At 57.6% G+C, this 26,289-nt stretch carries 20 protein-coding genes; 8 read left to right on the top strand and 12 right to left on the bottom strand.

All coding sequences use genetic code 11. The features are described 5' to 3' along the window. The first annotated feature begins 62 nt into the window (after positions 1 to 62). Both UH5x_RS18245 and UH5x_RS18240 read left to right on the top strand, forming a co-directional pair. The gene (locus tag UH5x_RS18245; protein ID WP_482633261.1) at positions 63 to 1,358 is read left to right on the top strand and encodes a metallophosphoesterase family protein; all 1,296 of its coding nucleotides are present in this window, start codon (positions 63 to 65) and stop codon (positions 1,356 to 1,358) included. Continuing rightward, positions 1,355 to 5,137, top strand: a complete 3,783-nt coding sequence (locus UH5x_RS18240) for an AAA family ATPase (protein WP_482633260.1) — start codon at positions 1,355 to 1,357, stop codon at positions 5,135 to 5,137. The genes UH5x_RS18245 and UH5x_RS18240 overlap by 4 nt, the downstream gene beginning before the upstream one ends. Before the next feature lie 144 nt (positions 5,138 to 5,281). Here UH5x_RS18240 and UH5x_RS18235 read toward each other — a convergent pair whose 3' ends face one another. The 5 genes from UH5x_RS18235 to trpB form a co-directional block, all read right to left on the bottom strand. After that, a complete protein-coding gene (locus UH5x_RS18235) occupies positions 5,282 to 6,190 on the bottom strand; it encodes a helix-turn-helix domain-containing protein (protein WP_047816640.1) in 909 nt (302 codons plus the stop codon). A gap of 21 nt (positions 6,191 to 6,211) precedes the next feature. Further along, positions 6,212 to 6,751 (bottom strand): pantetheine-phosphate adenylyltransferase, encoded by a 540-nt coding sequence (gene coaD, locus UH5x_RS18230; protein WP_173442718.1) that lies wholly within the window; start codon positions 6,749 to 6,751, stop codon positions 6,212 to 6,214. Positions 6,752 to 6,757: 6 nt separating this feature from the next. Beyond that, entirely contained in the window at positions 6,758 to 7,996 is a 1,239-nt protein-coding gene (locus tag UH5x_RS18225) for an aminotransferase class V-fold PLP-dependent enzyme (RefSeq protein ID WP_482633259.1), read from the bottom strand. Beyond that, positions 7,996 to 9,015, bottom strand: a complete 1,020-nt coding sequence (locus UH5x_RS18220) for a class I SAM-dependent methyltransferase (RefSeq protein ID WP_482633258.1) — start codon at positions 9,013 to 9,015, stop codon at positions 7,996 to 7,998. The genes UH5x_RS18225 and UH5x_RS18220 overlap by 1 nt, the downstream gene beginning before the upstream one ends. Before the next feature lie 396 nt (positions 9,016 to 9,411). Next, complete coding sequence (trpB, locus tag UH5x_RS18215; protein ID WP_047816637.1) at positions 9,412 to 10,635, bottom strand: tryptophan synthase subunit beta; 1,224 nt, start codon at positions 10,633 to 10,635, stop codon at positions 9,412 to 9,414. A gap of 649 nt (positions 10,636 to 11,284) precedes the next feature. On the opposite strand from trpB, the gene flgK reads away from it, so the two are divergent. Continuing rightward, positions 11,285 to 13,018: a flagellar hook-associated protein FlgK gene (flgK, locus tag UH5x_RS18210; protein WP_236696601.1), complete on the top strand. Its 1,734-nt coding sequence runs from the start codon at positions 11,285 to 11,287 to the stop codon at positions 13,016 to 13,018. Between the two features lies 1 nt (position 13,019). After that, positions 13,020 to 13,949 carry a prenyltransferase/squalene oxidase repeat-containing protein gene (locus UH5x_RS18205; protein ID WP_482633257.1) on the top strand — a complete coding sequence of 310 codons (930 nt, stop codon included), beginning with the start codon at positions 13,020 to 13,022 and terminating at the stop codon, positions 13,947 to 13,949. Positions 13,950 to 14,184: 235 nt separating this feature from the next. Here UH5x_RS18205 and tsf read toward each other — a convergent pair whose 3' ends face one another. Genes tsf through UH5x_RS18190 form a run of 3 tightly spaced genes read right to left on the bottom strand, consistent with a single transcriptional unit; the run spans position 14,185 to position 16,296 of the window. Continuing rightward, positions 14,185 to 15,165, bottom strand: a complete 981-nt coding sequence (gene tsf / locus UH5x_RS18200; RefSeq protein ID WP_047816634.1) for a translation elongation factor Ts — start codon at positions 15,163 to 15,165, stop codon at positions 14,185 to 14,187. Between the two features lie 50 nt (positions 15,166 to 15,215). Next, positions 15,216 to 15,989: a 30S ribosomal protein S2 gene (gene rpsB, locus UH5x_RS18195; RefSeq protein ID WP_047816633.1), complete on the bottom strand. Its 774-nt coding sequence runs from the start codon at positions 15,987 to 15,989 to the stop codon at positions 15,216 to 15,218. After that, on the bottom strand, positions 15,958 to 16,296 hold the full coding sequence (locus UH5x_RS18190; protein WP_150122684.1) for a hypothetical protein: 339 nt from the start codon (positions 16,294 to 16,296) through the stop codon (positions 15,958 to 15,960). Before UH5x_RS18190 ends, rpsB begins: the two co-directional genes overlap by 32 nt. Positions 16,297 to 16,519: 223 nt before the next feature. Here UH5x_RS18190 and UH5x_RS18185 point away from each other — a divergent pair, with 223 nt between their 5' ends. Genes UH5x_RS18185 through phnZ1 form a run of 3 tightly spaced genes read left to right on the top strand, consistent with a single transcriptional unit; the run spans position 16,520 to position 19,205 of the window. Continuing rightward, positions 16,520 to 17,815 carry a DUF5690 family protein gene (locus tag UH5x_RS18185; protein WP_482633256.1) on the top strand — a complete coding sequence of 432 codons (1,296 nt, stop codon included), beginning with the start codon at positions 16,520 to 16,522 and terminating at the stop codon, positions 17,813 to 17,815. Continuing rightward, on the top strand, positions 17,812 to 18,594 hold the full coding sequence (gene phnY, locus UH5x_RS18180) for a methylphosphonate hydroxylase (protein ID WP_482633255.1): 783 nt from the start codon (positions 17,812 to 17,814) through the stop codon (positions 18,592 to 18,594). Before UH5x_RS18185 ends, phnY begins: the two co-directional genes overlap by 4 nt. Then, entirely contained in the window at positions 18,591 to 19,205 is a 615-nt protein-coding gene (gene phnZ1 / locus UH5x_RS18175) for a hydroxymethylphosphonate dioxygenase (protein ID WP_482633254.1), read from the top strand. Before phnY ends, phnZ1 begins: the two co-directional genes overlap by 4 nt. A 338-nt stretch (positions 19,206 to 19,543) precedes the next feature. On the opposite strand, the gene groL is transcribed toward phnZ1, so the two are convergent. The 4 genes from groL to sucC all read right to left on the bottom strand — a co-directional run bounded on the left by groL (position 19,544) and on the right by sucC (position 24,444). After that, the gene (groL, locus tag UH5x_RS18170) at positions 19,544 to 21,163 is read right to left on the bottom strand and encodes a chaperonin GroEL (protein WP_047816630.1); all 1,620 of its coding nucleotides are present in this window, start codon (positions 21,161 to 21,163) and stop codon (positions 19,544 to 19,546) included. Positions 21,164 to 21,234: 71 nt separating this feature from the next. Further along, complete coding sequence (locus UH5x_RS18165; RefSeq protein WP_047816629.1) at positions 21,235 to 21,552, bottom strand: co-chaperone GroES; 318 nt, start codon at positions 21,550 to 21,552, stop codon at positions 21,235 to 21,237. 687 nt (positions 21,553 to 22,239) lie between these two features. After that, the gene (gene sucD, locus UH5x_RS18160; RefSeq protein ID WP_007327387.1) at positions 22,240 to 23,112 is read right to left on the bottom strand and encodes a succinate--CoA ligase subunit alpha; all 873 of its coding nucleotides are present in this window, start codon (positions 23,110 to 23,112) and stop codon (positions 22,240 to 22,242) included. Positions 23,113 to 23,259: 147 nt separating this feature from the next. Beyond that, positions 23,260 to 24,444: an ADP-forming succinate--CoA ligase subunit beta gene (sucC, locus tag UH5x_RS18155; protein ID WP_047816628.1), complete on the bottom strand. Its 1,185-nt coding sequence runs from the start codon at positions 24,442 to 24,444 to the stop codon at positions 23,260 to 23,262. Between the two features lie 143 nt (positions 24,445 to 24,587). Between sucC and UH5x_RS18150 the strand changes: the two genes are divergently transcribed. Then, complete coding sequence (locus UH5x_RS18150) at positions 24,588 to 26,279, top strand: UxaA family hydrolase (protein WP_482633253.1); 1,692 nt, start codon at positions 24,588 to 24,590, stop codon at positions 26,277 to 26,279. Positions 26,280 to 26,289 lie beyond the last annotated feature (10 nt).

Here is a 26,289-nt window from a genome sequence, read left to right as displayed (position 1 = left end):
CGTCCGACACGACGTCGTCGTCCCCAACTCGCTCTTCACCCACCCCGCCCGCAGGAAGCCTCTTGAGTCACCGCCGCATTCTTCACGCCGCCGACATTCATCTGGACAGCCCCCTGCAGAAGCTTGACGCCTACGAAGACGCTCCCGTCGACGAAATTCGCGAGGCATCCCGGCGAGCACTCGAGAACATGACCCAGTTGGCGATCGACGAACAAGTCGACTTGGTCGTCATCGCAGGCGACCTCTACGACGGCGATTGGCCCGACCAAAACACCGGTCTGTTTTTTGTCAAACAAGCCAGCCGGTTGGTTCAAGAAGGCATCCAAGTTGCGGTCATTCGAGGCAATCACGACGCCGCCAACAAAATGACGTCGAACCTGCCGCTGCCAAAGAACCCTGACGGCTCCGATATTCTGCTCAGCGAAAAGAAAGTCGACCAACGTGTGCTCGAAGACCTCGGCATCGTGATCCACGGCCGATCCTATGCCAAACGAGCCGAAACCGGCGACATGGCCGCCGAATACCCCGCACCGATCGGCGGCATGTTCAACCTCGGCATCTTGCACACCGGACTGTCAGGCCTGGACGGTCACGATCCGTATGCCCCCTGTTCCCCGCAGCAACTCGCCGACAAGGGCTACGACTACTGGGCCCTCGGCCACATTCACTTGCGCGGCGAGCACCAAATCGAAGGCACCGCCCCGGTGGTCTTCAGTGGCAACATTCAAGGCCGACACATTCGCGAATCGGGACCGAAAGGTTGCCTCCTCGTCGACCTGGACGCTCGCAATCAAACTGAGCGTCGGTTCATGCCGCTCGATGTCGTCCGATTTGAAACCTTTGACGCCAATGCAAGTCAATGGTCGCACACCGATGAATTGATGGACGCCTATGAAGCCTGGATGAACGACCAACTGGAACAGGCCGAGAATCGGTTGCTGGTCACCCGAGTCATCTTGTCCGGCCAATCATCGCTGCATCACCAATGGATGCGTGAACAATCCAATTTGGAAGCGTCGCTGCGAGCCACTTCGGTCACCCATGGCCACGGACAAGTCTGGTTGGAACGGTTGAAGATCAAAACCTCGGCCGAGGTCGATCACTCGCCCGCGGAACAACACGATACGAATCAGGAGGGCCCGCTGCACAGCATTCTCTCCGTCGTCGAAGAATTGAAATCCGGCGGAGGCGACTCGGATTGGATGGCCAGCGAGATCACCCCATTACTGAAAAAACTGCCGACCGAATTCAGTGGCGACCAAGCCCCCATTCGCTTGGACAACCCTGAAGAATGTCACGAATGGATCGAAGCAGCAACCACGGAATTGCTCGCACGACTGCAAGGAGGCAAACGATGATCATTGAACGCTTGGACCTGATCGCCTTTGGGCACATCACCAACCGCAGCCTCGACCTTTCGGCAGGCCCGAACCGATTCCATTTGGTGGTCGGTCCCAACGAATCCGGTAAATCGACCAGCCTGCGTGCCATCTCGTCTTGGTTGTTTGGCATGGCCACCCGCGCCGACGATGCCTTCCTGCATCCCGCCGCGAAACTACGCGTCGGTGGGCGACTGACCACGCTGTCCAGCGATGGATCCGCCCCCGAGAGGGTCCTCGAGTGCATCCGGCGTCGTGGTCGCAAAAACACCTTGCGAGGTGCCGACGACCAAGCCGAGATCGCCGAGTCCGAATTGGCTCAAATGCTAGGCGGCGTCGATGAAGCCACCTTCCGTTCACGCTTTGGTTTGTCGCACGAAGAATTGCTGCTCGGCGGTGAACAAATTCTGCGAGGCGAAGGCGAACTCGGCGAAATCTTGTTCTCAGCGGGTGCCGGCATCGGACGTCTGCGAGAGATCTATGAACAACTCGACTCCGAAGCCAGCGAACGCTTCAAACGCACCGGCAAAACACCCACGATCAACCACAGCCTGCAACAACTCGACGAAATGCGTCGCCGACTGCGTGAGGCACAAGTCCCACCGGCCGAATTCGCGGACCTGCAAAAACAACTGGCCGAAAAAGAAGCCCAGATTCAAAGCTGGCAAGAAGAGTCCCAATCGCTCGTCCAACAAATGGGCCGCTTGCAATCGACCGAACAAGCCCTGCCATTGATCCCACGCTGGAAAGCGGCGACGCAAGAATTGGCCAGCGTGCAAGACGCCCCCATGCTGTCCGATGATTTCTCTGACCGCCGACGGGAATGGGAACAAGAGCAGAAATCGACCACCCGCTTGCTACAAAATCTACAACAAAACCATGCTGAACTCACTCAGCAACGGAAGCAACTCGGACACGACGAATCCATCGGGCTCTTCGAGAGTGAAATCCTGGCCCTGTACCGAGACCTCCCCAGCCGAGAAAAAGCCGAGGGAGAAAAAGAAACCTTGCAACAAGCGTTGGCAAGCCTTGAACAAGAGATGCGATCGCAACTCCATGACCTCGCCTTCGGGGAAGCCCCGCTTCCAGCGGTGCACGCAACAACCGATGACAATCAGGATGCGCTGACTCAACAAGTTGACTCACTGCAAATCAGTGAATCGCAACGATCCAAGATTCAACGTTTGGCTGGCGAATACGAGAAGTTGGTCCAACAATGCGACGATGCCTCGGACCAACTCGACAAAGCCAAGCGTGAACTCACGATGGCCGAAGACGTGTTGGCAGAATCCAACGTGCCAACGCAGTTTCAACTGCTCGACCGCACGCTCGAAGAAATGGGCGCCCCGGAGCGTTGGATTGAATCCGCGAGGCGAGAACAAACGCAAGTCGACAAACTCGCTCGCGAATGCCAAACGATCCATCGCCGATTGAAGTTGGAGACGTCCAGCGATGACGCCGCAATTCAGTCCGCCGTCGAACTGTCACCGCCGACCCAGTCGCAATTGACCGAACAAACGCAAGCTCTCGACCGGGCTGGCAAAGAAGTCATGCTGGGCCAGCAACGAGCCAAGGAACTGCAACAATCACTTGCCAACGCGGAAGAAAAACTGGCGTCCCTCAAGGCTGACGCGGGAGATCTGCCAACGCCCGAAGATCTTCGCGACGCCCGCCAGCATCGCGACGAGATCCTCGCCGTCATGAAGCAAAACGCGGACTCGTTTTCCCCCGATCAATGGTCAGCGAACCTCGCCGCAGCCGAACTGGCGATCCATCGGGCTGATTCCATCTCGGATATTTTCCAGTCGCAACACGAATCGATCTACCGACGGCAAGCCGCCCAGAACAACTTGGATCAACTGCGGCGTCAGTCGACCGAGCACGACCTCGCGATCGCTGACGCTCAAGCTTCTCTGACGCAGGCTCAAGAAAACTGGCAATCCATTTGGCATGCCGCGGGCATCCCAGCCAGCGATCCCGATGCGATGCGAACCTGGATGTCCGATCATCAAAAACTAATCGAGCAATTCGCGGAACTGCAAACCGCAATCGGCGAACGGGACCAGTCTCACGCACAACTGCGACAAGCCATTGCGAGGCTGCAACAAGCGCTGGAAATTCCAGAATCCGACACCTCGTCCGAGGATTCACTGGAACCAACCTGCACCACGCTTTCGCGTCTGCATGACTTGGCGTTGACCCAACGCGCCGAGCAGGCTCAACAACTCAAACTTCGCGAACAACGCGAGCACAAACGCAACGAATGCCGGACCGAAATCCCCGGACTGGAATCCAACCTGCAGCGCCGGCAGAGTGCCTTGGACGCCTGGAACAAACAATGGGATGAACTCACCGCGTCCCTTCAACTGAGTTCCAAACCCGCCCCGCAAGACGCCTTGTCGATGATGGACTCGATCACGCAGTTGATCGGTCAAAAGAAACAACGGGACGACATCTCACTTCGAATCGCAGCGATCCGCCAAGAATCCGAGACCTTTGTTCGGCGCGCCATACGCTTGCGAGATTCCTTGGCGGCGCAGGACGTTGACTCCACCTCCCCGACTGATTCCGCAGGCGACGCAGTCGGTTTGACCGAACTCGCCGAGACCATCAATTTGGCACACGAACGCCTGCAACGCGAACAACGCGCCCGCAGCGCTCGGGACGAAGTTCAACAACAACTCCACCAACGCGAACAGGAACTCGCGGACGCAAACGAGCAACTGGAACGACTCACGATCACGCAGCAACAACTCTGCGACGAAGCCCATTGCACTGCTCCTGAAGAACTGGGCGAAGTGGAAGCACGCAGCCGTCGCCGCGTGATCGCGGAATCCAAAGTCGCTGACCTGCAAGCCCAACTGGATCACTGGGCGAGCGGGCAGGATCGCGAATCGTTCGTCGAATCCTTGCGGGACCAGCAGCCCGCCATGATCGCGGAGGAACTCAAACAATTGACCGAGAAGAAACGTGAGCTGGACGAAAGACTCTCGGTGTCGCAAAAAGAACTCTGGAGTCTGACTGAAAAGCTGAAGGCCATCGATGGAAGCGGTGAGGCGTCCAAGCTCTCCCAACAAATGCAGTTCTCACTCGGCAAACTGCAACGGGAATCAGAAGAGTACATCCGCCTGCGTTTGGCCGCGGCGATCTTGCAGCGAGCCATGGAACACTACCGCAACCAAAACCAAGAACCCGTGCTGCGTGAGGCAGAATCCTTTTTCGCGACGCTCACCTGCGACGAGTATCAGGCCTTGCGAGTCGATTACGGCGACAGCGACAAACCATCGCTGTTCGGCGTTCGAGATGGGATCGATGTGCCGGCCAATCGCATGAGCACCGGCACCGCGGACGCGCTGTATCTGGCGCTGCGTTTGGCGTCGTTGAAACATCAATTGGCCCACGCCAATGCGATCCCACTGATCATTGACGATTGCTTGATCCAGCTCGACGACCGCCGGGCTGCGGCGGCACTCAAGGTCTTCTCAGAACTCTCCACCACCACCCAAGTCATCTTGTTCACCCACCACGATCACTTGGTCGACTTGGCGTCCGAGACGCTTCCCGTTGATGGGTACCACGTGCATCGTCTGGGCGAAACCAGCCCGCATGCGTCCACTCCACCCGTCAAACAATCCGAGTCCGCCCCCAAACCAAAGAAGAAACCGACTCGCAAAAAGACGGCCCCCCAACCACCCCCCAAGAAGTCCGACGAAAGCCTTTCGCCGCCTGACACGCTCTTCGACGTCTTCTCGCAATGAGCAATCTCGGGGCTCCCACCCCGAGCTATCAATGTAGGCACCTCCGGAGCCGTCCATGCAAATTCGCCCCGGACGGGGCCGTCATCGCTAGCTCAGGGTGAAGTCATCCCAACGAAAAACGGAGAACGGCCTCAGGCTCGATTGTCAGACGTTGGAATGGGTCTGCTGCCGATAGGCGGCCGGTGACTGGCCGACCATCGACGTGAATCGTCGATAGAACGTCGAGAGATCAGCAAAGCCAGATTCAAAGGCGACCGATGCGATCGGCAGATCGGTTTCCTGCAATAGTTTTTTGGCGTGTTCAATTCCCAGTTCACGCACTCGCCTCAACCAAGTCGTGCCCGTCAGTTCACGAAACAACTGGGTGAAGGTACGACGAGACAAATTGAGTTGATTCGCGGCGGCATCAAGCGTGGTGGCTTCTAAAAACGATGTCTGCAACTCATCAATGTATTGCTGGACGATTCCGACGTCGGTTGCCTGCTCGACACCGATTGGTTCCAGCATCGACTCGATGTTGCCGGCTTTTCGATGGCAATCGTAATCCGTGACGCCACGAAGCAATCTCCAGGCGTCGATCATCATGTCGATGCCGCACGACGACGACGCCAAGTTTTGCGTGTAAACCATTCGTCGCAATTTCGACGCAACAAAATGCGTTTGTCGGTTGCCACCCGACAACTTGCCCGAAGCAATTCTCGCCGCGGTGACGGGCTCCGCCTTCAACACATTCTCGCAGATGCACCCGGCATACAAGCTGGACGGGGTGCCTTCGCCGTCACAGATTCGATTCCGCAGATGGGGCGCGATGACGAACACGTCACCAGCAGAGAATGCAATGGGACGGTCATCGAGATGAAACGTTCCCGCACCACTCAGGAAGTAAACGAGTTTGACAAACGGGTGCTCACGCCACTGCATCGAAAAATCAGGTGCATGATGACTCTCAAGAACCAACACCCCCCATGGCGGCAACTGTTCCGGCATCGCTGTGCGGACCTGACGGGCGCGGGTGGGCGACGTTGAAGTTGGCGGAACAGATTCCCCGGACATCAGGCAGATTCCCGGCGAGTATCAGAACGCTTGCGCGGAAAGCTTGGCACGCAAGGACGCGATGACCGGACGCGGCACAAATTTCGCCAGGTGCCCATCGTCCTCGCTCAGCATTGCGATCTGTTTCAGCAACGAAGAACTGACGTGCGCAAATCGCTCGTCGGCCATCAAGAACACGGTTTCAATTTCCGCGTCGAGTTGGCGGTTGGCCATCATCATGGTGAACTCGCCGGCGATATCGGTCAGTGGACGAATCCCCCGCACCATCACGCTGGCACCCAGCGAACGCACAAAATCGACCGCCAAACCATCAAAGGTTTGAACACGCACGTTCGGCAAATGATTCGAGATGGCTTGCACCAATTCGATGCGTTCTTCCGGATTGAACAACGCTTTTTTGTCTGCGTTGATGCCGATCCCGACCACCAATGTGTCGAACAACTTGGAGGCGCGTTCGATGATGTGCAAGTGACCGAGCGTGACAGGATCGAACGACCCAGTGTACACAGCGATGGAATGCGACAGTTCGCCAGCGTCGGCGTTGGAGGAGTTCAGAGACAAGGCAGATCAGCTCCGCGCTGGATTGGAAGAAGAAACAGCGGGGGACGAAGTGACCAAATCGGCCAATCGTTGCAAATCCGCGTCGTCATTATAGACATGAACGCTGGCCCGAATGCCGCCGCCGCGGCAACTGATCACCACCCCCGATTCGAGAGCCCGCGTGCGGAAATCATCTGGTGATTCCCCAGGCACTTCAAATGTCGTGATCGCACTGGCGTGAGGCGTCTCATCCCAAGGCCCAAACAACAATTTCGCACCGGCTTGCGTCAGCAAACCGCGGAGACGCTGAGCGCGTTCCAACACGCGATTTCCGATCGCATCGGCCCCGAATCGTTGCGACACCGCGGTGAACATTTCCAAACTGGCCGCGAACGCGATCATTCCAGATTGGTTCAGCGAGCCACCTTCAAAACGGGATGCGTCCTCCCGCAACTCAAATGTGGATCCCGAAAACAGGTGCGCGTTCTCAACGCTCTTCCAGCCCACGGTGGGACAACGCAGCGAATTCAAATGACGCTTGCGAATCACCGCCACCCCGGCCCCTTCCGGACCGAGCAGCCACTTGTGCCCGTCAGCGGCGACGAAGTCGACATCGCAGGTTCGCATGTCGAGCGGGTACATCCCCAGACCTTGGATCGCATCGAGGAACACCAGCACGCCTCGTTCGTGGGCCTCTTTCACCAAGTGATCCAGGTCCACGCGAAAACCGCTGGCGTAGCCGACCCAACTGACTGAGATCAAACGAGTGCGTTCATCAACTTGAGCCATCAAGTCCTCGACCTCGACGCGTCCATCACGACGCGGAACGATTCGAATCTCGACACCGCGAGCTTGCTGGTTCAGCCACGGATACAGGTTGCTTGGAAATTCGCCTTCCGGAACAACCATGTTGTCACCGGCTTTCCAATCCAGACCTTCGGCGACCAAGTTGATTCCGGTGGTGGTGTTGGGAACCAACGTGACCTCTTCCGACTCGCAGTGAATCAAATCCACCGTCAGGTCACGCAATCGATTGACGGCATTGGACCAATCCATCCAGTGCACATCGCCATGCGATGCCGCGACTTCGGCGAAGGAACGAAGTGCCTCGGCGGCCGGTTGGCTGATCGGTGCCACGGCTGCGTGGTCGAAGTAAGCCCAATGGTTGGTCACCGGCATGCGATCCCGCCACCACAGCCATGGGTCGTCTCCCATGTCCGATCCGATCGGCACATTCGCGTCTCGCGACGAAGGCTTGGAAACCATCACGGTTTGATCCCAGTCATCAGCCCCAGTCCGACGCGACTGGCTGCGATGAAGGTGAACTGAATCGATTCCAATCCGGCAACCTTCATCCGTTCCTGAGCCTCTTTCAATTCGGGCACCGCACCGCCTTCGGTCTCGATTCCGATCCGCAGGGCTTCAATTGACTCCGCCAAACTCGGGCGGTTCGGGCCTTCGAATGAATCAATCACAATCACCCGCCCACCCGACTTCACCGCGGACGTCGCGCGTTGCAACATCAAACGAATCTGATCGGGCGAATAGCTGTTCAGTCGCTGAGCGATCAACACATGGTCGAACTGCCCCTCGGGAAGCTCTGTGGTCAAAGCGTCGCCTTGAATGGATTCAAAGCGATCACCCAACTCGATCGAATTGGCCGTTGCGAGCGCCGCTTCCAAGGCACCGGGATGGTCCACCAACGTGACTCGCAACTGTGGGTCACGGTGAGCTGCCGCACAGCTCCATACCGCCGACCCGCATCCGAGATCGAGCAACGTTTGTGGAGCCGAGTCGCCGGAACTCAAAACCGTTCCTGCGCCTTCGTCCTCTTCTCCTGGAGTCGGTCCAAAGTCCAAGATTTCTGCCGCCTGCATCGCCGCAGGTGTGTGCACCCACTGAGTCGCGGCAATGGAATCAAAGCGACTCTGAGGGACGGCGGCATCGGCAGACGATTGAGGCTCGGATTTCAATCCGGCCGGGGCGCCCTGCCAAATCGCGTCGCCCAGGTCCGCATCGTATTGGCACAACAAACGAGCGACCGATGAAATCGCATAATCCTCGGCGTACTTCTCGATGATCCCCACCGATGTCAGGGGTCGCAGCAACAGCAACAACCGTGACTCCGGCAAACCGGTGCGTTCGGCCAGCACCTCGAGCGTTTTCTGACCTTCCAGCAAGGCGTCGAACAATCCGAGTTCACGGCCGGTTCGCAACACGTGCGAAGTGGCGTTGATGGTCATCAATTCCTGGTAGTGATCCAGGGTACGGTCTTGGGCAGACATGCAATCAGAGAAAGAAGAGTCAAACGGATGGGTGGGTTGGGCAACGCCTCGTGAAGGCTGCACAGCCAAGAAATGATCAGGTCAGCTTCGAACAACGAATCTCGTCAACGGATTGTCCAGTCAGTCAGCCGATTCAGAGCTGAGCCGAGGGGCGTGAGCCAGGAATTCAACGCCTGGCAGCCTGTTGATTTAGTCAGCCGGAACGCGATCACGTCCGGTTCGTCTCCGGCAACCGTGGGCTCGCGCCCGTGGGCTGATCGTTCGATCTGCGAAACGTTTTCAATCAACAGTCTGCTAGACCTCCCCTTGCTTCGCTCACCCCGACAAGGAATGTGAAATCCCAGAGCAGGTGGCATCGGACTCATGCCGTGCGGCTCATGAAACGGCAAACGTGGTTCACCACTCTTCTCCGCGCAGACGAGCGATTTCCATCGAGTCCTTGTCGCCTCGTCCGGACAAGCAGATCACCAAGTGTTCTTGGTCCGACATTTCGGCCGCGACCTCCATGGCTTTGGCCACCGCATGAGAGGTTTCAAGGGCTGCCAAGATGCCTTCGCTGGATGCCAAGCGTTCAAACGCGATCAGCGCTTCCTCGTCACGGCAACCGATGTAGTCGACGCGTTTCGTGTCCTTCCAATAACTGTGTTCAGGACCGACCCCGGGGTAGTCCAACCCGGCGCTCATCGAATGCACGTCACACGTTTGACCATCATCGTCTTGCATCACGTAGCTGTAACTGCCGTGCAGAACGCCGGGGCACCCATAAGACAGTGGCGACGCGTGATCACCGGGTGTTGCCGATCGGCCACCAGCTTCCACACCGACCATTCGCACCCCTTCGTCTTCGACAAACGGATAGAACATGCCCGCCGCGTTGCTGCCACCACCGACGCATGCGACGACGCAATCCGGCAACCGACCAAACGTGTCCCGGCACTGCTCACGCGTTTCGCGGCCGATCACCGATTGAAAATCACGAACCATCATTGGGAATGGATGCGGGCCGATCACGCTGCCGATGATGTAGTGCGTGTTCTCGACCGAAGCCATCCAGTCTCGCATCGCTTCGTTGACCGCGTCCCGCAGCGTTCGCGAACCGGACTCGACGGGCGAGATTTTGGCCCCCAATAACTTCATGCTGAACACATTGGGTTTTTGCCGCCGAATGTCTTCCGCGCCCATGTAAACGGTGCAGGGCAGTCCGAAGTGGGCGCAAGCGGTCGCCGACGCCACGCCATGCTGACCAGCGCCGGTTTCGGCGATCACTCGAGTCTTGCCCATCCGCAGCGTCAGCAGGGCTTGCCCGATCGTGTTGTTGATTTTGTGAGCGCCGGTGTGATTGAGGTCTTCGCGTTTCAACCAAATCTGGGCCCCACCAACGGCCGAAGACAACCGCTTGGCGTGGTACAGCGGGCTGGGACGCCCGACAAAGGTCTTCAGCAAACCGTCCAATTCACGCTGAAACTCGGGATCCCGCTTGGCCTTTTCGTACTCTTCGGAAAGCTCATCGAGTGCCCGCGTGAGTGTCTCGGGAACGAAACGGCCACCAAAATCGCCGAATCGCCCGCGAGAATCGGGGACTTGGGCGGAGGCATGTTGCTGCGACGGGACGGTACTCATGAGGTAGTTTCAGCGGGAAAAACGAAAAGGGTTCGAAGACTTCCGTAACCGAATTGTCACTGGAGAACAAAACTTGGTCAACGTGAAGCCCGACATGTCCGCCATGATGTTTTGCACGTCCGATGCCAAGATTGGCGTTCCATTGGTCTCTGGCGTCGACTTCCGGGTCGCAGCCCAGGCGAGAAAGAACCCCGGCATCCCAAATTTTTCAGCAGCAAAGCCATCCCCCCGCTGAGAGATCGTGCCGTTTTACTTCACCCTCCCTTGGAGGTCGTGCAGTTTTCTGGTGCTGCGTTTTGGCGGGTTTTCACGTGGCGCACCTCTCCTGAAACGAAGTTTTGGGGGAGGTCGAGCGACGCCGTTCAGGCGTACGCGAGGGAGGGGGCAGAGCAGGGGAAGCGGCGCGTGTTGCCCTCCCCCGGAAATCTCGCTGAACGCTCGCTTCCCGACCCCTCCCGCTGCACGGGCGGGGTTCTTAAGGCATTGCAAGCACAGCATTTAAAAACTGCACGACCTCCTGAGAATGGTGGATCCTCAACCAGTGAGGCGGGTCGCCAGACAAGGTGACCGCCCAGGTCAATGACTTTGCTTCCTGCTGAACCGATTGGGTCAAGTTTGACGGGCTCGTGAGCCGATTCAACGAAGACACGTGTGCGCGCACGAACGCTCGGCTTCACACTTTCGCGAGACGACCATGGGGCTGTTCGGCACCATCCAACAATCCAAGGGGGCGCTTGACGCGGCCCAGATTGGACTGCAGGTCGTTGGCAATAACATCGCCAACGCCAATACCGAAGGGTATATCCGCCAACGTCTGGAACAGACGCCTGCGGTGGCCTACCGTCAGGGCAACTTGATCCAGGGCCACGGTGTTCGCGCCACCGGTGTCGTGCAGGTGATCGACCAGCAATTGGCCGAGCGGATGTTCAACGCGAAAACCGCGGCGGCCGGTGCCGATTCGCTCAGCTCCGCCTACGGCCAACTGGAGTCCCTGATCACGGACCTCGATGGCGGTGGACTGAATGAACAATTCAGTCTCTTCAACAATGCGATGCACGACCTGTCGACGCAGCCCAACGATGCGGCCACCCGAGAATTTGTGATCATCCAAGGCCAAACTCTGGCCAGCAACGTCCAACAACTCCGCACCAACGCGGGTGAACTGCAAGACGGCTGGAATGCAGAACTCGATGACGCAGCGACGCAAATCAATCGCCTGACTGAACGAATCGCTCAGCTGAACGTCGAAATTGCAACCATCGAAGGTGGCGGCACACTCGGCAGCGACGCGACCGGACTGCGTGACCAACGCTACCGCGACCTGGAAGAATTGGCCAGCTACGTCAACATCAACTTCCAAGAGCAAGCGTCGGGAAACGTCAGCGTCTTCGTGGGCGGGGACTACTTGATTGCCGATGGCAATCGCCGCGAAGTCTACTCTGCCTACAGTGAAGAGGCGGGCGGGCAGGAAGTCCGAATCATCGACACCGACGCTCCTTTGAAAGCCACCGGAGGCAAGCTTGGCGCGGCGATGGAAGCTCGCAGCGGTGTCTTTGGCGAATATGTTGAGAGCCTGGATCAAATGGCCGCGGCACTCATCCAGGGCGTGAACAAGGTTCACTCTCAAGGCCAAGGCCGGACCGGATTCACCTCGTTGGTTTCCAGCAACACCAGCCAACCCGGTGTGCCACTGGGCGAAGCGGAATTGCCCTTCGAACCGAGCAACGGCAGCTTTGATTTCAACATCGTGGACTCCGACGGAGAACTGGTCAGCACCACGCGGATCGACGTTCGCAACTTGGGGACCGTCAACGACTCGACCATCTCATCCATTGTCTCTGACATCAACGCCGTCGAAGGTGTGACAGCGTCGCTTTCCGGCGATGGTCGCATTCGAATCGACAGCGACTCGGCCACGGCCCAGTTCACCTTTGGGCAAGACACCAGTGGTTTTGTGGCGGCGGCCGGAATGAACACCTTCTTCACGGGATCGTCTGCGGTGGACATCGAGGTCAACTCGGTGCTGGCCGACAACATCGATTTGCTGGCGATTTCCGACGGCGGCATCAATGCTGATACCAACACGCTGTACAACATGCTCGACCTGGTGGATCAACCGCTGGACGAACTGGGCAACCGCTCAATCCGCGGAATCCACGAACAAACCATCGCGGCACTGGGACGCGAAATCAGCGTGCAGAACAGTGCGACCGAAGGACTCAACGATTTGTATTCGACGCTGAAAAGCCAACACCTGGCGATCACCGGTGTGAACATCGACGAAGAGTCGATTAAGATGATTTCCTACCAACGCGCCTTCCAAGCTTCGTCGCGCGTGATTTCAACCGCAGCGGAAATGCTGGACATCTTGTTGGCAATTTGATTTGAGTGGTTACCTGCAAGAACTGACGTTGCGATTGTCCGTCGGTGCAAGTCGGCTGAGCCCCGAATTCCGATCTCGCCACGCAGACTGGCTGAGATTGCGACAACGCGACGACGGTGGATTTGCGGGCCGCGAAGGCGAAAGCGATCCCTACTACTCCTCCTTTGCGTTGCGAACGCTTTGGCTCCTCGGCGAACTCGACCCCCCCACCGCCGAAGCAGCAGGCATTTTCCTACGCCGGCGGATGAGACAACGGGATTCCATCGTGGACCTGATGTCCCTGATCTTTGGTGCGGCGATTCTCGAAATGGCCTCCGGCGTCGTGGTGATCTCGGACGAAGACCACCAATGGCGAGACAACGTCGCGGCGTTGCTGGCAGACCTCCGCACCGACGACGGCGGATTCGCGAAAACGCCGGAGGGCCGCGCCGGCAGCACCTACCAAACGTTCCTCTCCGTGCTGTGCTACGAACTGATGGATGTCCCCGTCCCCGACGTCGATGGCCTCCTCCGATTCCTGGCAAGCCAACAGCAACCAGATGGCGGCTACCGCGAGATCCGCGTTGCCAAACGAGCGGGCGTGAACCCGACCGCGGCTGCGATTGGATCGCTGAAGACACTCGGGCGACTGGACCCTGCTCAGCAGGCCGACACGATTGAGTTTCTGCTGGAGATGCAGAGTGACGAAGGTGGCTTGACGGCCAACACGCGGATTCCGTTCGCCGATTTGCTCAGCTCCTGCACCGGTCTGATCACGCTGGTCGACCTCGGTGCCGGTTCCAGAATCGATGCGCCGCGATTGCAGCGATACGCTGATTCCATGCAGCGAGAGGGCGGCTTCGTTGGGTTTGAACTCGACCAAACCCCAGACGTCGAATACACGTTCTATGGCGTCGCCACACTGTCGTTGCTGCAGACACTGGATCTGTAGACGAGTCCGAATGCTTGGCAAATCCGGCGACTGGTCTGTCACAGCTAAAAGATAGGGTTGATCGTAGTGGACGAGGCCACGAGTCCTTGGATTTGACGCCAATTCAGGACTCGTGGCCTCGTCCACTACCCTAAAAACAAGTCCTGACAGACCACTACGCTTGGATCACAAAAAACGCCTTGCTCATGAAAGCCATGAGCAAGGCGTTTTGAATTTCAGATTCGCGGGTCAACAATCAGTTGACGGAGACTCGCTTGAAGACCACCACTTCGGCTTCCGGGTGGAATTCTTTGATCGCAGCTTCGACGGTCTTGCTGTCGTCCAGTGCGTAGAACTGGCTCAACAAGCAACGCTCTTGGTCGAGCAGCGTGTTGTCGGCGATGAAACGCTCGAGCTTACCAGGAACAATCTTGTCCCAGATCTTCTCAGGCTTGCCTTCGGCCTTCAGTTCTTCCTTGATCGCATCTTCGGTCGCAGCCAAGACTTCAGGAGTCAGTTGGCGACGGCTTGCAAACTGAGGAACGTTCTTCATCGGCTTGCCGAGGTTTTCTCGTTCGTTCAGTTCATTCTCAGCGTTGATCTGAGCCTGAAGTGCTTCGGTTTCCTTGGCAACGAATTCTTCATCGAATTCGTTGGGGTGAAGGATCGAAGGTTTCATGGCAGCGATGTGCATCGAGACGCCGCGGAAGAACAGGGGCGCGTCTTCTTTGCCACCGTCTTTGTACGACACCAGGACACCGATCTTGGCACCCGCGTGGATGTACGACGCCAGGTTTTCACCTTCGACGACTTCCAAATTGGAGACTTCGATCTTCTCGCCGACCTTGCCGGTTTCGTTGACCAAACGCTCTTTGACCGTCGTGCCGTCGATTTCGAGTGCGTTGACTTCGTCAATCGTGGTGCAATTGGCGTCGAAAGCCATCTTGGCGATGGTGTTGGTCAGCTCGATGAACGCTTCGTTTTTGGCAACGAAGTCGGTTTCGCAACTGAGTGCCAACAACAAGCCTTTTTTGCCTTCAACCACGGCAGCCACAACGCCTTCGGAAGCTTCGCGATCCGCTCGCTTGGCCGCGACCTTCTGGCCTTTTTTGCGGAGGTAGTCCATCGCGCCATCCAAGTCGCCACCGGATTCTTCCAATGCCTTCTTGCAATCCATCATCCCGGCGCCGGTGGACTTGCGAAGTTCGCTCACCGCCTTGGCGGAAATCGTCGTCATGTTTCTGTTTCCTAATCGTTGATTGAATTCAGTGAATGTGGTGGTCGAGATCAGCCTTCGCTGGGAGCGGCGGCGACTTCTTCTGCGGGCGCGGCAGCGGCTTCCGGAGCAGCCTGGGTGTTGGGTGCCGCTTCGGTTTGGGTTTGTCCCTTGCCAGCGATCACAGCGTCCGCCAGTTCTCGCATGATCATTTCAACGCTGCGAATCCCGTCATCGTTGCCTGGAATCGGCAAATCGATTTGGCTTGGGTCGCTGTCGGTATCGATCAGAGCAACGGTCGTGATGCCCAAACGTTTGGCTTCGCGAACCGCGTTGCGTTCTTTGCCTGGGTCGACGATGAACATGACTTCTGGCAACCGGTTCATCGATCGCAAACCGTTCAAGTTGCGATACATCTTGCGATATTCGCGGTTCAACGACGACTGCATCTTCTTGCTGTATTCGTTGATGCCGTCACCCTTCCGAAGGGCTTCCAGCTCTTCCAAACGGCCCAGTCGGCTGCGAATGGTGCGGAAGTTGGTCAGGGTGCCACCGAGCCAACGCTCGCTGACAAAAGGCATCCCGCAACGCAGCGACTGCTCTTCAACGGCTTCCCCAGCTTGACGCTTGGTGCCGACGAACAGAATCAAGCTGCCGCCAGCGGCGACTTGCGAAAGATACTTCTTCGCTCGCAGCAAACCACGCAGGGTTTCGCGAATGTCGAGAATGTGGATTTGGTTTTTCTTACCGAAGATGTAAGGAGCCATCTTCGGGTTCCAGAGACTGGTGCGGTGACCAAAGTGGACACCAGCTTCAATCATCTCTTTGACAATTTCGTTTGCCATCAGAATCTTTGCCGCGCATTGTTCGCGGCATCTCCAGGATTTGGTTCAGTGCGGGTTCGGAGAACTGGCTTTCCATCAACAGGAAAACAGCAGCCCCAGAGCGGTGAAAACGACGCAAAAACGCGTGATTTCGGTGCCCTTCGCCCCAAAATGCAATGAACTGGGTAAAGGATACGCCCTGCCAAAACACTGGCGGGGCGGGAAAGGAAGGCAAAAAGTACGTCTCAGAGCGAAAATTTGCAACCCCGACGGACTTCTTCCAATCGGGTCTTCCCAAGGAATTCACGGGATTCCATGAATCTTTCATCGGCACGAACCGATCCGAAATCGACTTGGAGTCCAGCAAATGGGATCGGTGATTCCTTCTTGCGAGCTTCATGCAGCATTCACCTTTCACACAAGTTGGAAAGCTACGATCCCCGCCTTGCGGTGACACATCCCTCATCATCGCACACGCTTCCAGCCAAACGGACCTGTTCATGCGAATCGCTGCCATTGCCAATCGCTTGGACCGAAGCCACCCAATCGCGTTGACGCTCTGGGCGATGCTGGCGGCTTTCGTCACGTACTTCTGCATGTACGCCTTCCGCAAGCCGTTCACGGTGGTCAAGTACGAGGGCCTGCTGATTGGCGGCCTTGATTTCAAGGTGGTGCTGCTATTTGCCCAGGTGGGCGGCTACGCACTTTCCAAGCTGATCGGCATCAAGGTGATTTCCGAGCTATCGCCTCGCCGAAGGGCGGTGATGATCCTGTCGCTCATTGCCGTGTCCCATCTGGCGCTGCTGCTGTATGCCGTGGTGCCTTTTTCGCTGAAACCTATTTGCCTGTTTTTCAACGGCTTGCCGCTGGGGATGGTGTTCGGTTGTGTCTTTGCTTATCTCGAGGGACGCCGTGTGACGGAGGCATTGGCCGCAGGACTCTGTGCGAGCTTCATCATGGCCTCTGGATCGGTGAAGTCCGTGGGAGCAATGCTCATGGAATACCAACAAGTCAGCCCTTTCTGGATGCCCTTCGTGACCGGGGCGTTGTTCTGGGTGCCACTGCTTCTAGGTGTCTGGATGCTAGAACAATTGCCTCCCCCAGGCGAACTTGACATCTCCGCCCGTTCTCCTCGAACCCCATTCAACGGGGAGGAACGTGGACGCTTCTTTTCACGCTACGCATTGGGGATCTGCGCATTGGTCTTGGTCATGGTTTTGCTCACTGTGTTCCGAAGCATCCGTGACGACTACGCAACCGAAATCTGGTCGGGATTCGGCGTTGAACGACCGGAGATATTCGCTATTTCGGAAACCTGGGTGGCGGTCGTCGCCGTCCTGTTGAGCGCAATCACCGTTTTGATTCCGGGCAACTACCGAGCGCTCCAGGTCAGCATGGGGATCATCGCGGTTTCATTTGCCAGCGCCTTTGGCACCACACTGTTTTGGTGGAGCACCCCTGAGTGGACGGAAGCAACCGCGTTTCTCTACATGGTTCAGATTGGAATCTGCCTCTACGTTCCCTACGTCCTATTTCATACGACGGTCTATGAGCGGGCAGTCGCGCTGCTGAAAGAAAAAGCCAACGCGGGGTACTTGCTCTACCTAGGCGACTGCGCGGGCTACTTCTGCACCATCTTCATGATGATCCTTTTTCATCTGATCAGCCCCGAATCGGTCGACTTCAAAGGCCTGCTGTTCAGGCTCGCCGTGGTCATTTCACCTGCCTCCATCGCCCTGGCGGCGGTTGTGGCTCTCTACTTTCGAAAACAAGGAAGTTCCTTCCCGATGGAAACCATTGAACACCCTCTTGCCGAAACCGCAGTGCCGACAGGAGTCACGCCATGAGCATCTCTCCGTCAGTGGATCACCTCGAAACATGGGAACAAAAAGGTTACGTCCAATTCCCTGGCTTTCTTTCTGAAACCGAAACCAACGACCTGAAAGAATGGGTGGAGCAAATTAGCTCATGGCCGCCCGATCCGGAAAAGTGGATGCATCACTTTGAGCAAATCGGTCCCATCGCAAGGCCGGCTCGAACGGAGTACATCATCGATTTTCATGACGGACTGCGACGACTGCTGACCACCGGCAAAGTCCCAGAAACAGCCGGCAGCCTGCTCGGGCAGCCTGTTGTCCTGTACAAAGAAAAAATCAACTACAAGTATCCCGGTGGTGGCGGATACGCCGCACACCAGGATGCTCCCGCCTATGAATTCGTGAAGCTGCACATCACGTGCTCCATCGCAATTGATGACGCGACACCAGAAAACGGCTGCCTTTACTTCGCTCCAGAGTTGCACCGCGAAGGTTTGATTCACCTGAACGACCAGGGCTGCATTGAAGAGAGCAAAGCAAAATCACTGAACTGGGAACCGATCCCGATGAAAGCTGGAGACGCATTGTTCTTCAGCTCTTATGCCCCCCATTACAGTCTTTTCAATCAAACGGATCAGTCCCGGCGGACGCTCTACCTCACCTACAACGCGCTTGCAGAAGGCGATCTTCGCGCATCGTATTACGCCGACAAACGACAAGCCTTCGCGGAGGCGGCGAAGGCTGGCGATCAGAGAATGCGAGTTAGTAAAATCGGTCACTTCAACGGCAAACCCCCGGAACAATCATGAATCAGAAAGTCGACACCTCGCTGGCGGAGTGCCTCGAGAACGCAAAGACAGCGGCAGACAAAGTCAGCTTGCTGTTCCAATACATGGACCAGCATGGCCAGAGCTTCTACGACGAGTCCGTGACCCAACTTCAGCACGGGCTGCAGGCGGCGTTCCTGGCACGAACCAACGGAGCCACTGACGAACAAGTGACCGCAGCGCTGCTGCACGACATCGGTCACTTCCTAATGGACGAGCACGATGCCCAGGGGGATTTCTTGCAAGAAGATTGGTGCCACGAGACCGTTGGGGCAGACTTGCTCGAGCCTTTCTTTCCAACTGTGATCATCGAATCCATTCGTCAGCATGTGCCTGCGAAACGATACCTCTGCGCAGTCGACCCCCGCTATCACGACGGGCTGTCACAGGCGTCGAAACGAAGCCTGGACCTGCAAGGCGGGAAGTTCACGCCCGAAGACGTCGCCGAGTTCGAGAAGAATCCGCACCACGAAACGGTTGTGCTCGTCCGCCGCTGGGACGACGGCGCCAAAATCAAAGACCTCGAAGTCCCCGGCCTGGAAGCCTACCAAGAAACGGTCGAAAGCTGCGTGCTTCAAGGCAACGGCAAATAGCAGAATCGAAACCCGCTGGGAGTGGAGCCGCATCCGCCTGCTTCACTCCGCTTGCTGCTTGGATCGATTCAACAAACTGATCGCAATCAACGGACTCACCAGCGAACGTGAATAACACGAGGAGCGTGGGAGTCACCAGAAACGCACAGACGACTGAAGAACACGGCAAACAATCGCCGAACGGTCCTCCGCACAGAACCCGTCCCACCCAAGCCGGCGGCACTCAGCAATGGGAATTTCCGTTTGCGCTGCCCCAATAAAAAACCCTCCGCTGAGAACAGCGAAGGGTTGGATGTTTGGAACACAGAGGGCGGAACGGAACGTTCGCCCCGCTGGGATCAATACATGTCGTGGTCGCCACCGTGACCGGCTTTGCCACTCTTTTCTGGCTTCTCAGCAACCAACGCGTCGCTGGTAAGCAACAAGGTTGCGACGCTAGCTGCGTTGCCCAGTGCGGTGCGAGTCACCTTGGTTGGGTCAATGACGCCGGACTTGACCAAGTCTTCGTAAACGTCGGTCAACGCGTTGTAGCCTTCGTTGCCCTTCATTGCCAAAACTTTTTCGCAGACGATGCCGCCATCTTGGCCAGCGTTTTCGCTGATCATGGTCAACGGAGCACGGCAGGCACGCAGAACGATGTTGTAACCAACCAATTGGTCATCGCTCAGGGTCTCAGCCGCTTTGACTTTGCCGCTGGCACGAAGCAAGGCCACACCACCGCCGGGCAGGATGCCTTCTTCGACCGCTGCGCGAGTCGCGTGCAACGCATCTTCGACGCGAGCCTTCTTTTCTTTCATTTCGCTTTCGGTTGCCGCACCGACGTTCACCTTGGCAACACCGCCGGCCAACTTGGCCAAACGCTCTTCCAATTTTTCGCGATCGTAGTCGCTGGTGCTGAGCTCGATTTCGCGACGAATTTGGTCGATGCGAGCCTTGATGTCAGTGCTCTTGCCGCCACCTTCGATGACCGTCGTGTTGTCTTTGTCGACGATGATCTTCTTGGCACGACCGAGTTGTGGCAGGTCGACGCTTTCCAGCTTGACGCCCAACGCTTCGAAGATCGCTTGACCACCGGTCAAAATCGCGATGTCTTCCATCATGGCTTTGCGACGATCGCCGTAGCCAGGTGCCTTCACTGCACACACGGTGAACGTGCCACGCAGACGGTTGATGACCAACGTTGCGAGTGCTTCGCCATCGACGTCTTCGGCGATGATCAACAAAGGCTTGCCTTGTTGAACGACTTTTTCGAGCAACGGCACCATGTCTTTGATGTTGCTGATCTTCTTTTCGAAGACCAAGACATAGGCGTCTTCGAGAACGACTTCCATGCTGGTCGAGTCGGTCACGAAGTAAGGCGACAAGTAGCCGCGATCGAACTGCATGCCTTCGACCCACTCTTGTTCGGTCTGCAGGCTCTTGCCTTCGTCGACGGTGATCACGCCGTCTTTGCCGACCTTGCTCATCGCGTCGGCGAGCAACGTTCCGATTTCACGGTCGTTGTTGCTGGCGATGGTCGCGACGTTGGCCATGGCTTCTTGGTCTTTGACCTTGACCGCCATGCTGTGAAGTTGCTCGGTGATGTCGGCAACCGCGGTTTCAATTCCGCTCTTCATTTGGATCGGGTTGACGCCAGCGACGACGGCTTTGAGGCCTTCGTTGAAGATCGCTTCGGCCATCACGGTTGCGGTGGTCGTTCCGTCACCGGCAACGTCACTGGTCTTGCTCGCGACTTCGCGAACCATTGCAGCACCCATATTTTCATAGGGGTCTTCCAGTTCGATTTCCTTGGCAACGGTCACGCCGTCTTTGGTCACGGTGGGACTGCCGAAGCTCTTTTGCAAAATCACGTTGCGACCCTTGGGGCCCAAAGTGACTTTCACGGTGCGAGCGAGTTTGGACACGCCGCGGCGAATGGCTTCGCGTGCTTCTTGGTCAAACGCAATGATTTTTGGCATGGTGGTCTATTAAATTTAAAGGTGTGCAGAGATGGGTTTCAGAACAACGCGATGGAAACCATCGCCGATGATCACTCGATCACGGCCAGGACGTCGTCTTCTCGCATAAGCAGGTATTCGGCGTCGTCGACTTCGACGGTTTCGCCGGCGTAGCTGCTGAACAGCACGCGATCGCCAGCGACGAGTTGGAAGTCAGCTCGGCTGCCGTCGTCCAGCAATTTGCCGGTGCCCAAGGCCACAACGGTCCCTCGAGCAGGCTTTTCCATGGCCGAATCGGGCAACACGATGCCGCCGGCGGTCGTGGTTTCGCTTTCCTCACGCTGAACAACGATGCGTTCGCCGAGGGGTTGCAAACGAATTTTGGTTGCACTCTTGGTGGCTGCTGCCATGTCCGTGACACCTTTCGTGGTCTGGAGTCGAGATGTGGGGGAAATGTGTGGTGGGGCTAACCGGTTCCGGCTGGCTGATCGGAGCGATTTCAAACGCGTCCGACTTCACGGCCAACCAAAATGGCAGCTTTGTTCGTTGAAGCCGCCCAATAAGCAATCGCTGTGCCGCAGACAGAAAGACTGGCCGCAAGCCCCTGCGAGACAATGACTTGCGCCAAATCCGAGGATCGTGACCGGAATTCAGCAGCTCATCCGTGACAGCCCGCCAGCGTGGCACACGCGGCAAAACTGCCACCAACACGCCCTCTCCACCCCGCCCGCAGCAGCAAAGAATGGGCACGGATGTGGAACTGTCACTGTCCGGTGGTTTTCGCTTTGCTCGACCACCGGCTACCGTCTGTGACCACTTCGTGGCCTCACTCGCGAACGCAAGCCCCTGTGAAACCCGAGCAAAATGCGACCACCTTGATTGGACCGCTTTCCACCGATTCGTCAGGCCAGGTGAGACCTGGCCGACGGCTTGCAAAACCCCGCCCGTGCAGCGGGAGGGGTCGGAAAGCGAGCGTTCAGCGAGCTTGCCGGGGGAGGGCAGTCCGCGCGGCCTCCCATGCTCGGCCCCTTCCTCGCGGACGCCTGAATGGCGTCGCACGACCTCTTCGTCTTGGGAGAGGATCCTCGTTGCCGGAACTACTTCGACATTGCCTTGACGACGGCTTCGCCCATTTCAGCGGGCGAAGGAGCGACGACGATGCCGGCGTCTTCCAACGCGGCGACCTTTTCTTCTGCCGTTCCTTTGCCGCCACTGATGATCGCACCGGCGTGGCCCATGCGTTTTCCGGGAGGTGCGGTGCGACCCGCGATGAAGGCGGCGACCGGCTTGGTCACGTGCTCTTTGACGAACGCGGCGGCTTCTTCTTCAGCGCTGCCACCGATTTCACCGATCATCAAGATCGCTTCGGTTTGGTCGTCTTCTTGGTACATCTTGAACAGGTCGATGTAGTTCGTTCCGACGATCGGGTCGCCACCCAGACCAACGCAGGTGCTTTGGCCGAGTTTCAGCGAACTGGTTTGCCAAACGGCTTCGTAGGTCAGCGTTCCACTGCGGCTCATCACGCCAACTTTGCCGGGATTGTGGATGTAACCGGGCATGATGCCGATTTTGCATTCACCGGGGGTGATCAAACCGGGGCAGTTGGGGCCGATCAGCGTCGATCCGCTGGCTTTGACCTTTTCGTAGACTCGGACCATGTCGATGACAGGCACGCCTTCGGTGATGGCGGCGATGACACGAATGCCAGCGTCAACGGCTTCCAAGATGGCGTCCGCGGTGAACGGCGGCGGGACGAAAATCATCGTCGCGTCGGCGCCGGTCTTTTGAACCGCTTCTTCCACGGTATCGAAAACAGGAATGCCTTCGACGTCTTGGCCACCTTTGCCGGGCGTGACACCGCCAACCATTTGCGTGCCGTAGTCGCGGCACCCGAGAGAGTGAAATTTCCCGGCGTTGCCAGTGATCCCCTGGCAAATGACCTTGGTGTTTTTGTCGACCAGAATACTCATGTTGATAGCTTTTCGCGTTTGGCTGGTGGCGTCGCACCAACAGCCGAGGGTGATGTTTTGGAAGGAAGAGATCAGGCGATGCCTGAATCTTGTTTACAAATCAAGCGACCGACTGGAAGCCGATCGCGAGTCGCTCGACGCGAAGCGTCACGCAGTCGCTGCGACGATCTTTTTCGCCGCGTCGGTCAAATCCATCGCGTTGATGATGTCGACATCGCTTTCTGCCAGCATTTTGCGGCCTTCCTCGACTTCGGTTCCTTCCAATCGCACCACCAAAGGCACGTTGAACCCGACTTCTTTGCTGGCCGTGATCAACGCGTCCGCGATCGTCGTGCAACGAGCGATCCCGCCGAAGATGTTGACCAACACACCCTTGCAGTTGGGGTCCGACAACAGGATCCGGAACGCTTCGGTGACCTGAGCCGCGTTGGCTCCCCCACCGACGTCCAAGAAGTTGGCCGGTTCGCCACCGTGGTACTTGATGATGTCCATGGTCGACATCGCCAGGCCGGCTCCGTTGACCAAGCAAGCGATGTTGCCATCGAGCTTGACGTAGCTGAGCCCAGCCTTCTTGGCTCGCATTTCGGACTCTTCCTCTTCACTGAGGTCCCGCAGCTCTTCCAAGTCTTTGTGACGGAACATCGCGTTCTCGTCGAAGATGATCTTGGCGTCCAAAGCCACCATCTCGCCTGATCCGGTGATCACCAAGGGGTTGATCTCAGCCATTTCGCAGTCGAAATCGACAAAGAAACGGCACATCGCGGTCATGAATTTGTAAGCACTCTTGGCCGCAGCACCTTCGATGCCGAGCTTTTTGCAAAGCTTGCGGACCTGGAAACCGTCCAGCCCGATCGCGGGATCGAAGTGTTCTTTGAAAATCAGTTCGGGTGTTTTTTCCGCGACGGTTTCGATCTCCACACCACCTTCGGTGCTGACCATCAGTACGGGCTTGCTGCTGCCGCGGTCGACCACGATGCCCAAGTACAATTCGCGAGCGATGTCGCATCCGGCTTCGACGAAGACCTTGGAAACCGTTTGGCCTTCGGGCCCGGTTTGAATGGTGACCAATTTGTTGCCCAACAATCCCTCGGCTGCCGCTTTGGCTTCTTCGGCCGATTTGACCAGGACGACGCCCTTTTGGTCCGGGTTGTCGATGACATTGCCTTTGCCACGCCCGCCCGCGTGAATCTGAGCTTTGACGACCGCGATTTTGCCACCCAGTTTGTCGTATGCGGCAGCCGCTTCGTCAGGCGTTGTCACCATGTGCCCTTCCAAAACCGGCACGCCGGCGGTTCGGAAAAGCTGTTTGCCTTGATACTCGTGAATTTTCATCGGGGGTTCAGCCCAGTTGGCAAGCGAAAGGAATGCGAAGGTACGTCTCCTCGCCATGATGGCGAGCGAGTCCGGGGTCTGTCAGACTGCCGGAAGTGAAAATGGTAGCAGCTCGGAAAATTCCAACCACCACCGCTCAATAGATGACTGGCACCGACCACCCATCCGCCTCGACACCGAATCCCAATGCCAACGCGGAGGGCTCCGGGGTCGCTGATCCATCCGAAAACAGCCCGGACGGTGCTGCCCCCAACGGAACCGACCATGGCGTCGTTCAACTGCACGATGGCGACAACGTTTGGATGGCCGCGCGGGCCTTGGTGGCAGGCGAAACAATCGGCAACCTCCGTATCGCAGGGTCCGCCGTTCCCGCCGGACACAAAGTCGCCGCCCAAACGATTCCCGCCGGCGAATTGGTGATCAAATTTGGCCAGCCGATCGGCAAAGCTTCCTGCGACATCGGCGTCGGTGAACATGTGCACTCGCACAATTTGGTCGACGCCCATCAAGTCGACTCGGATTGGCGGTCGCTGGTCGGAACCGCTTTCTCAAAATCCGCTCCCGCGAAAAAGCCAACCGTTCCCGCCGAAAAAACTTGGCAAGGGTTCGTGCGGCCGGACGGCCAAGTCGGCACGCGAAATTACGTTCAGATTCTGGCTCGCGTGAATTGCAGTGCGACGGTTTGCCACCATGTCGCGGCTCGGTTTCCTCCCGAACGCTTGGCGGAATTCCCTAACGTGGATGGAATCGCGATCGGAACGCACACGACCGGCTGCGCGCTTCGCTACGCCGGCCAAAAACAACAAATGCTCGGCCGAGTCCTCAAGGGCTACGCGGGGCACGCGAATGTCGGATCCTGCCTGACGATCGGACTGGGCTGCGAACAAACGACGCCCGAGTACCTGAGCGAACATCACCAATTGGTCGCGATTTCCGACCCCCGGTCGCTGCCGGTCACCTCGCCCGAATCGGAATCGGTCTCGACGACGATGCTGACCATGCAAGCCGAAGGCGGCACGCGAGCGACGATCGATCGTGCGGAAAAGCATCTCGAAACGATGCTCGAGATCGCCAACCAAAATTCGCGAACCACGGTCCCGGCTCGCCACCTTCGACTCGCTCTGGAGTGCGGCGGCAGCGATGGCCATTCGGGATGGACTGCGAATCCGTTGGTCGGTGCACTCGCCGATCGCATGGTCGCTCACGGGGGCGCGGCGGTGCTCAGCGAGACCACGGAACTGATCGGCGCCGAACACTTGCTGGTCGCCCGTTCGCGTGACGAAACGGTGGCCCAGCGTTTGATGGACAAAGTCGATTGGTGGAAGCAGCACGTCGCGATGTACGGCGGCGAGATCGACAACAACCCATCGATCGGCAACAAAGCCGGTGGGCTGACCACGATCACCGAAAAATCACTCGGGGCAGTCAGCAAGTCCGGAACGGGGATCCTCGATGGTGTCCTGGACTACGCGGACACAGTGCCCAAGCAAGGTTTGTACGTGATGGACTCGCCGGGCTTTGATCCGTCCAGCGTCACGGGCAAGGTCGCCGGCGGTTGCAACTTGGTGCTGTTCACCACCGGCCGCGGAAGCTGCTTCGGCGGCAAACCGGTTCCCGTGATCAAGATCGCCAGCCACTCCACTTTATTCCACGCCATGCGAGACGACATGGACTGGAACGCCGGCCAGTTGCTCGAGGGTGTCTCGATGGACGAACTCGCGGATCAACTGTTCGAAGAACTGCTGCAGTTTGCCAGCGGAACACAATCCGCCAGCGAACGCCTTGGGTTGGGCGACCATGAATTTGTGCCGTGGACAGTCGGGCCGGTGCTGTGAATTGTGAGTG

It is taken from the genome of Rhodopirellula sp. UH5 (assembly GCF_056839225.1).
The sequence above is the reverse complement of the archived record's forward strand: the minus strand, read 5'-3'. Positions and strand labels throughout refer to the sequence as shown.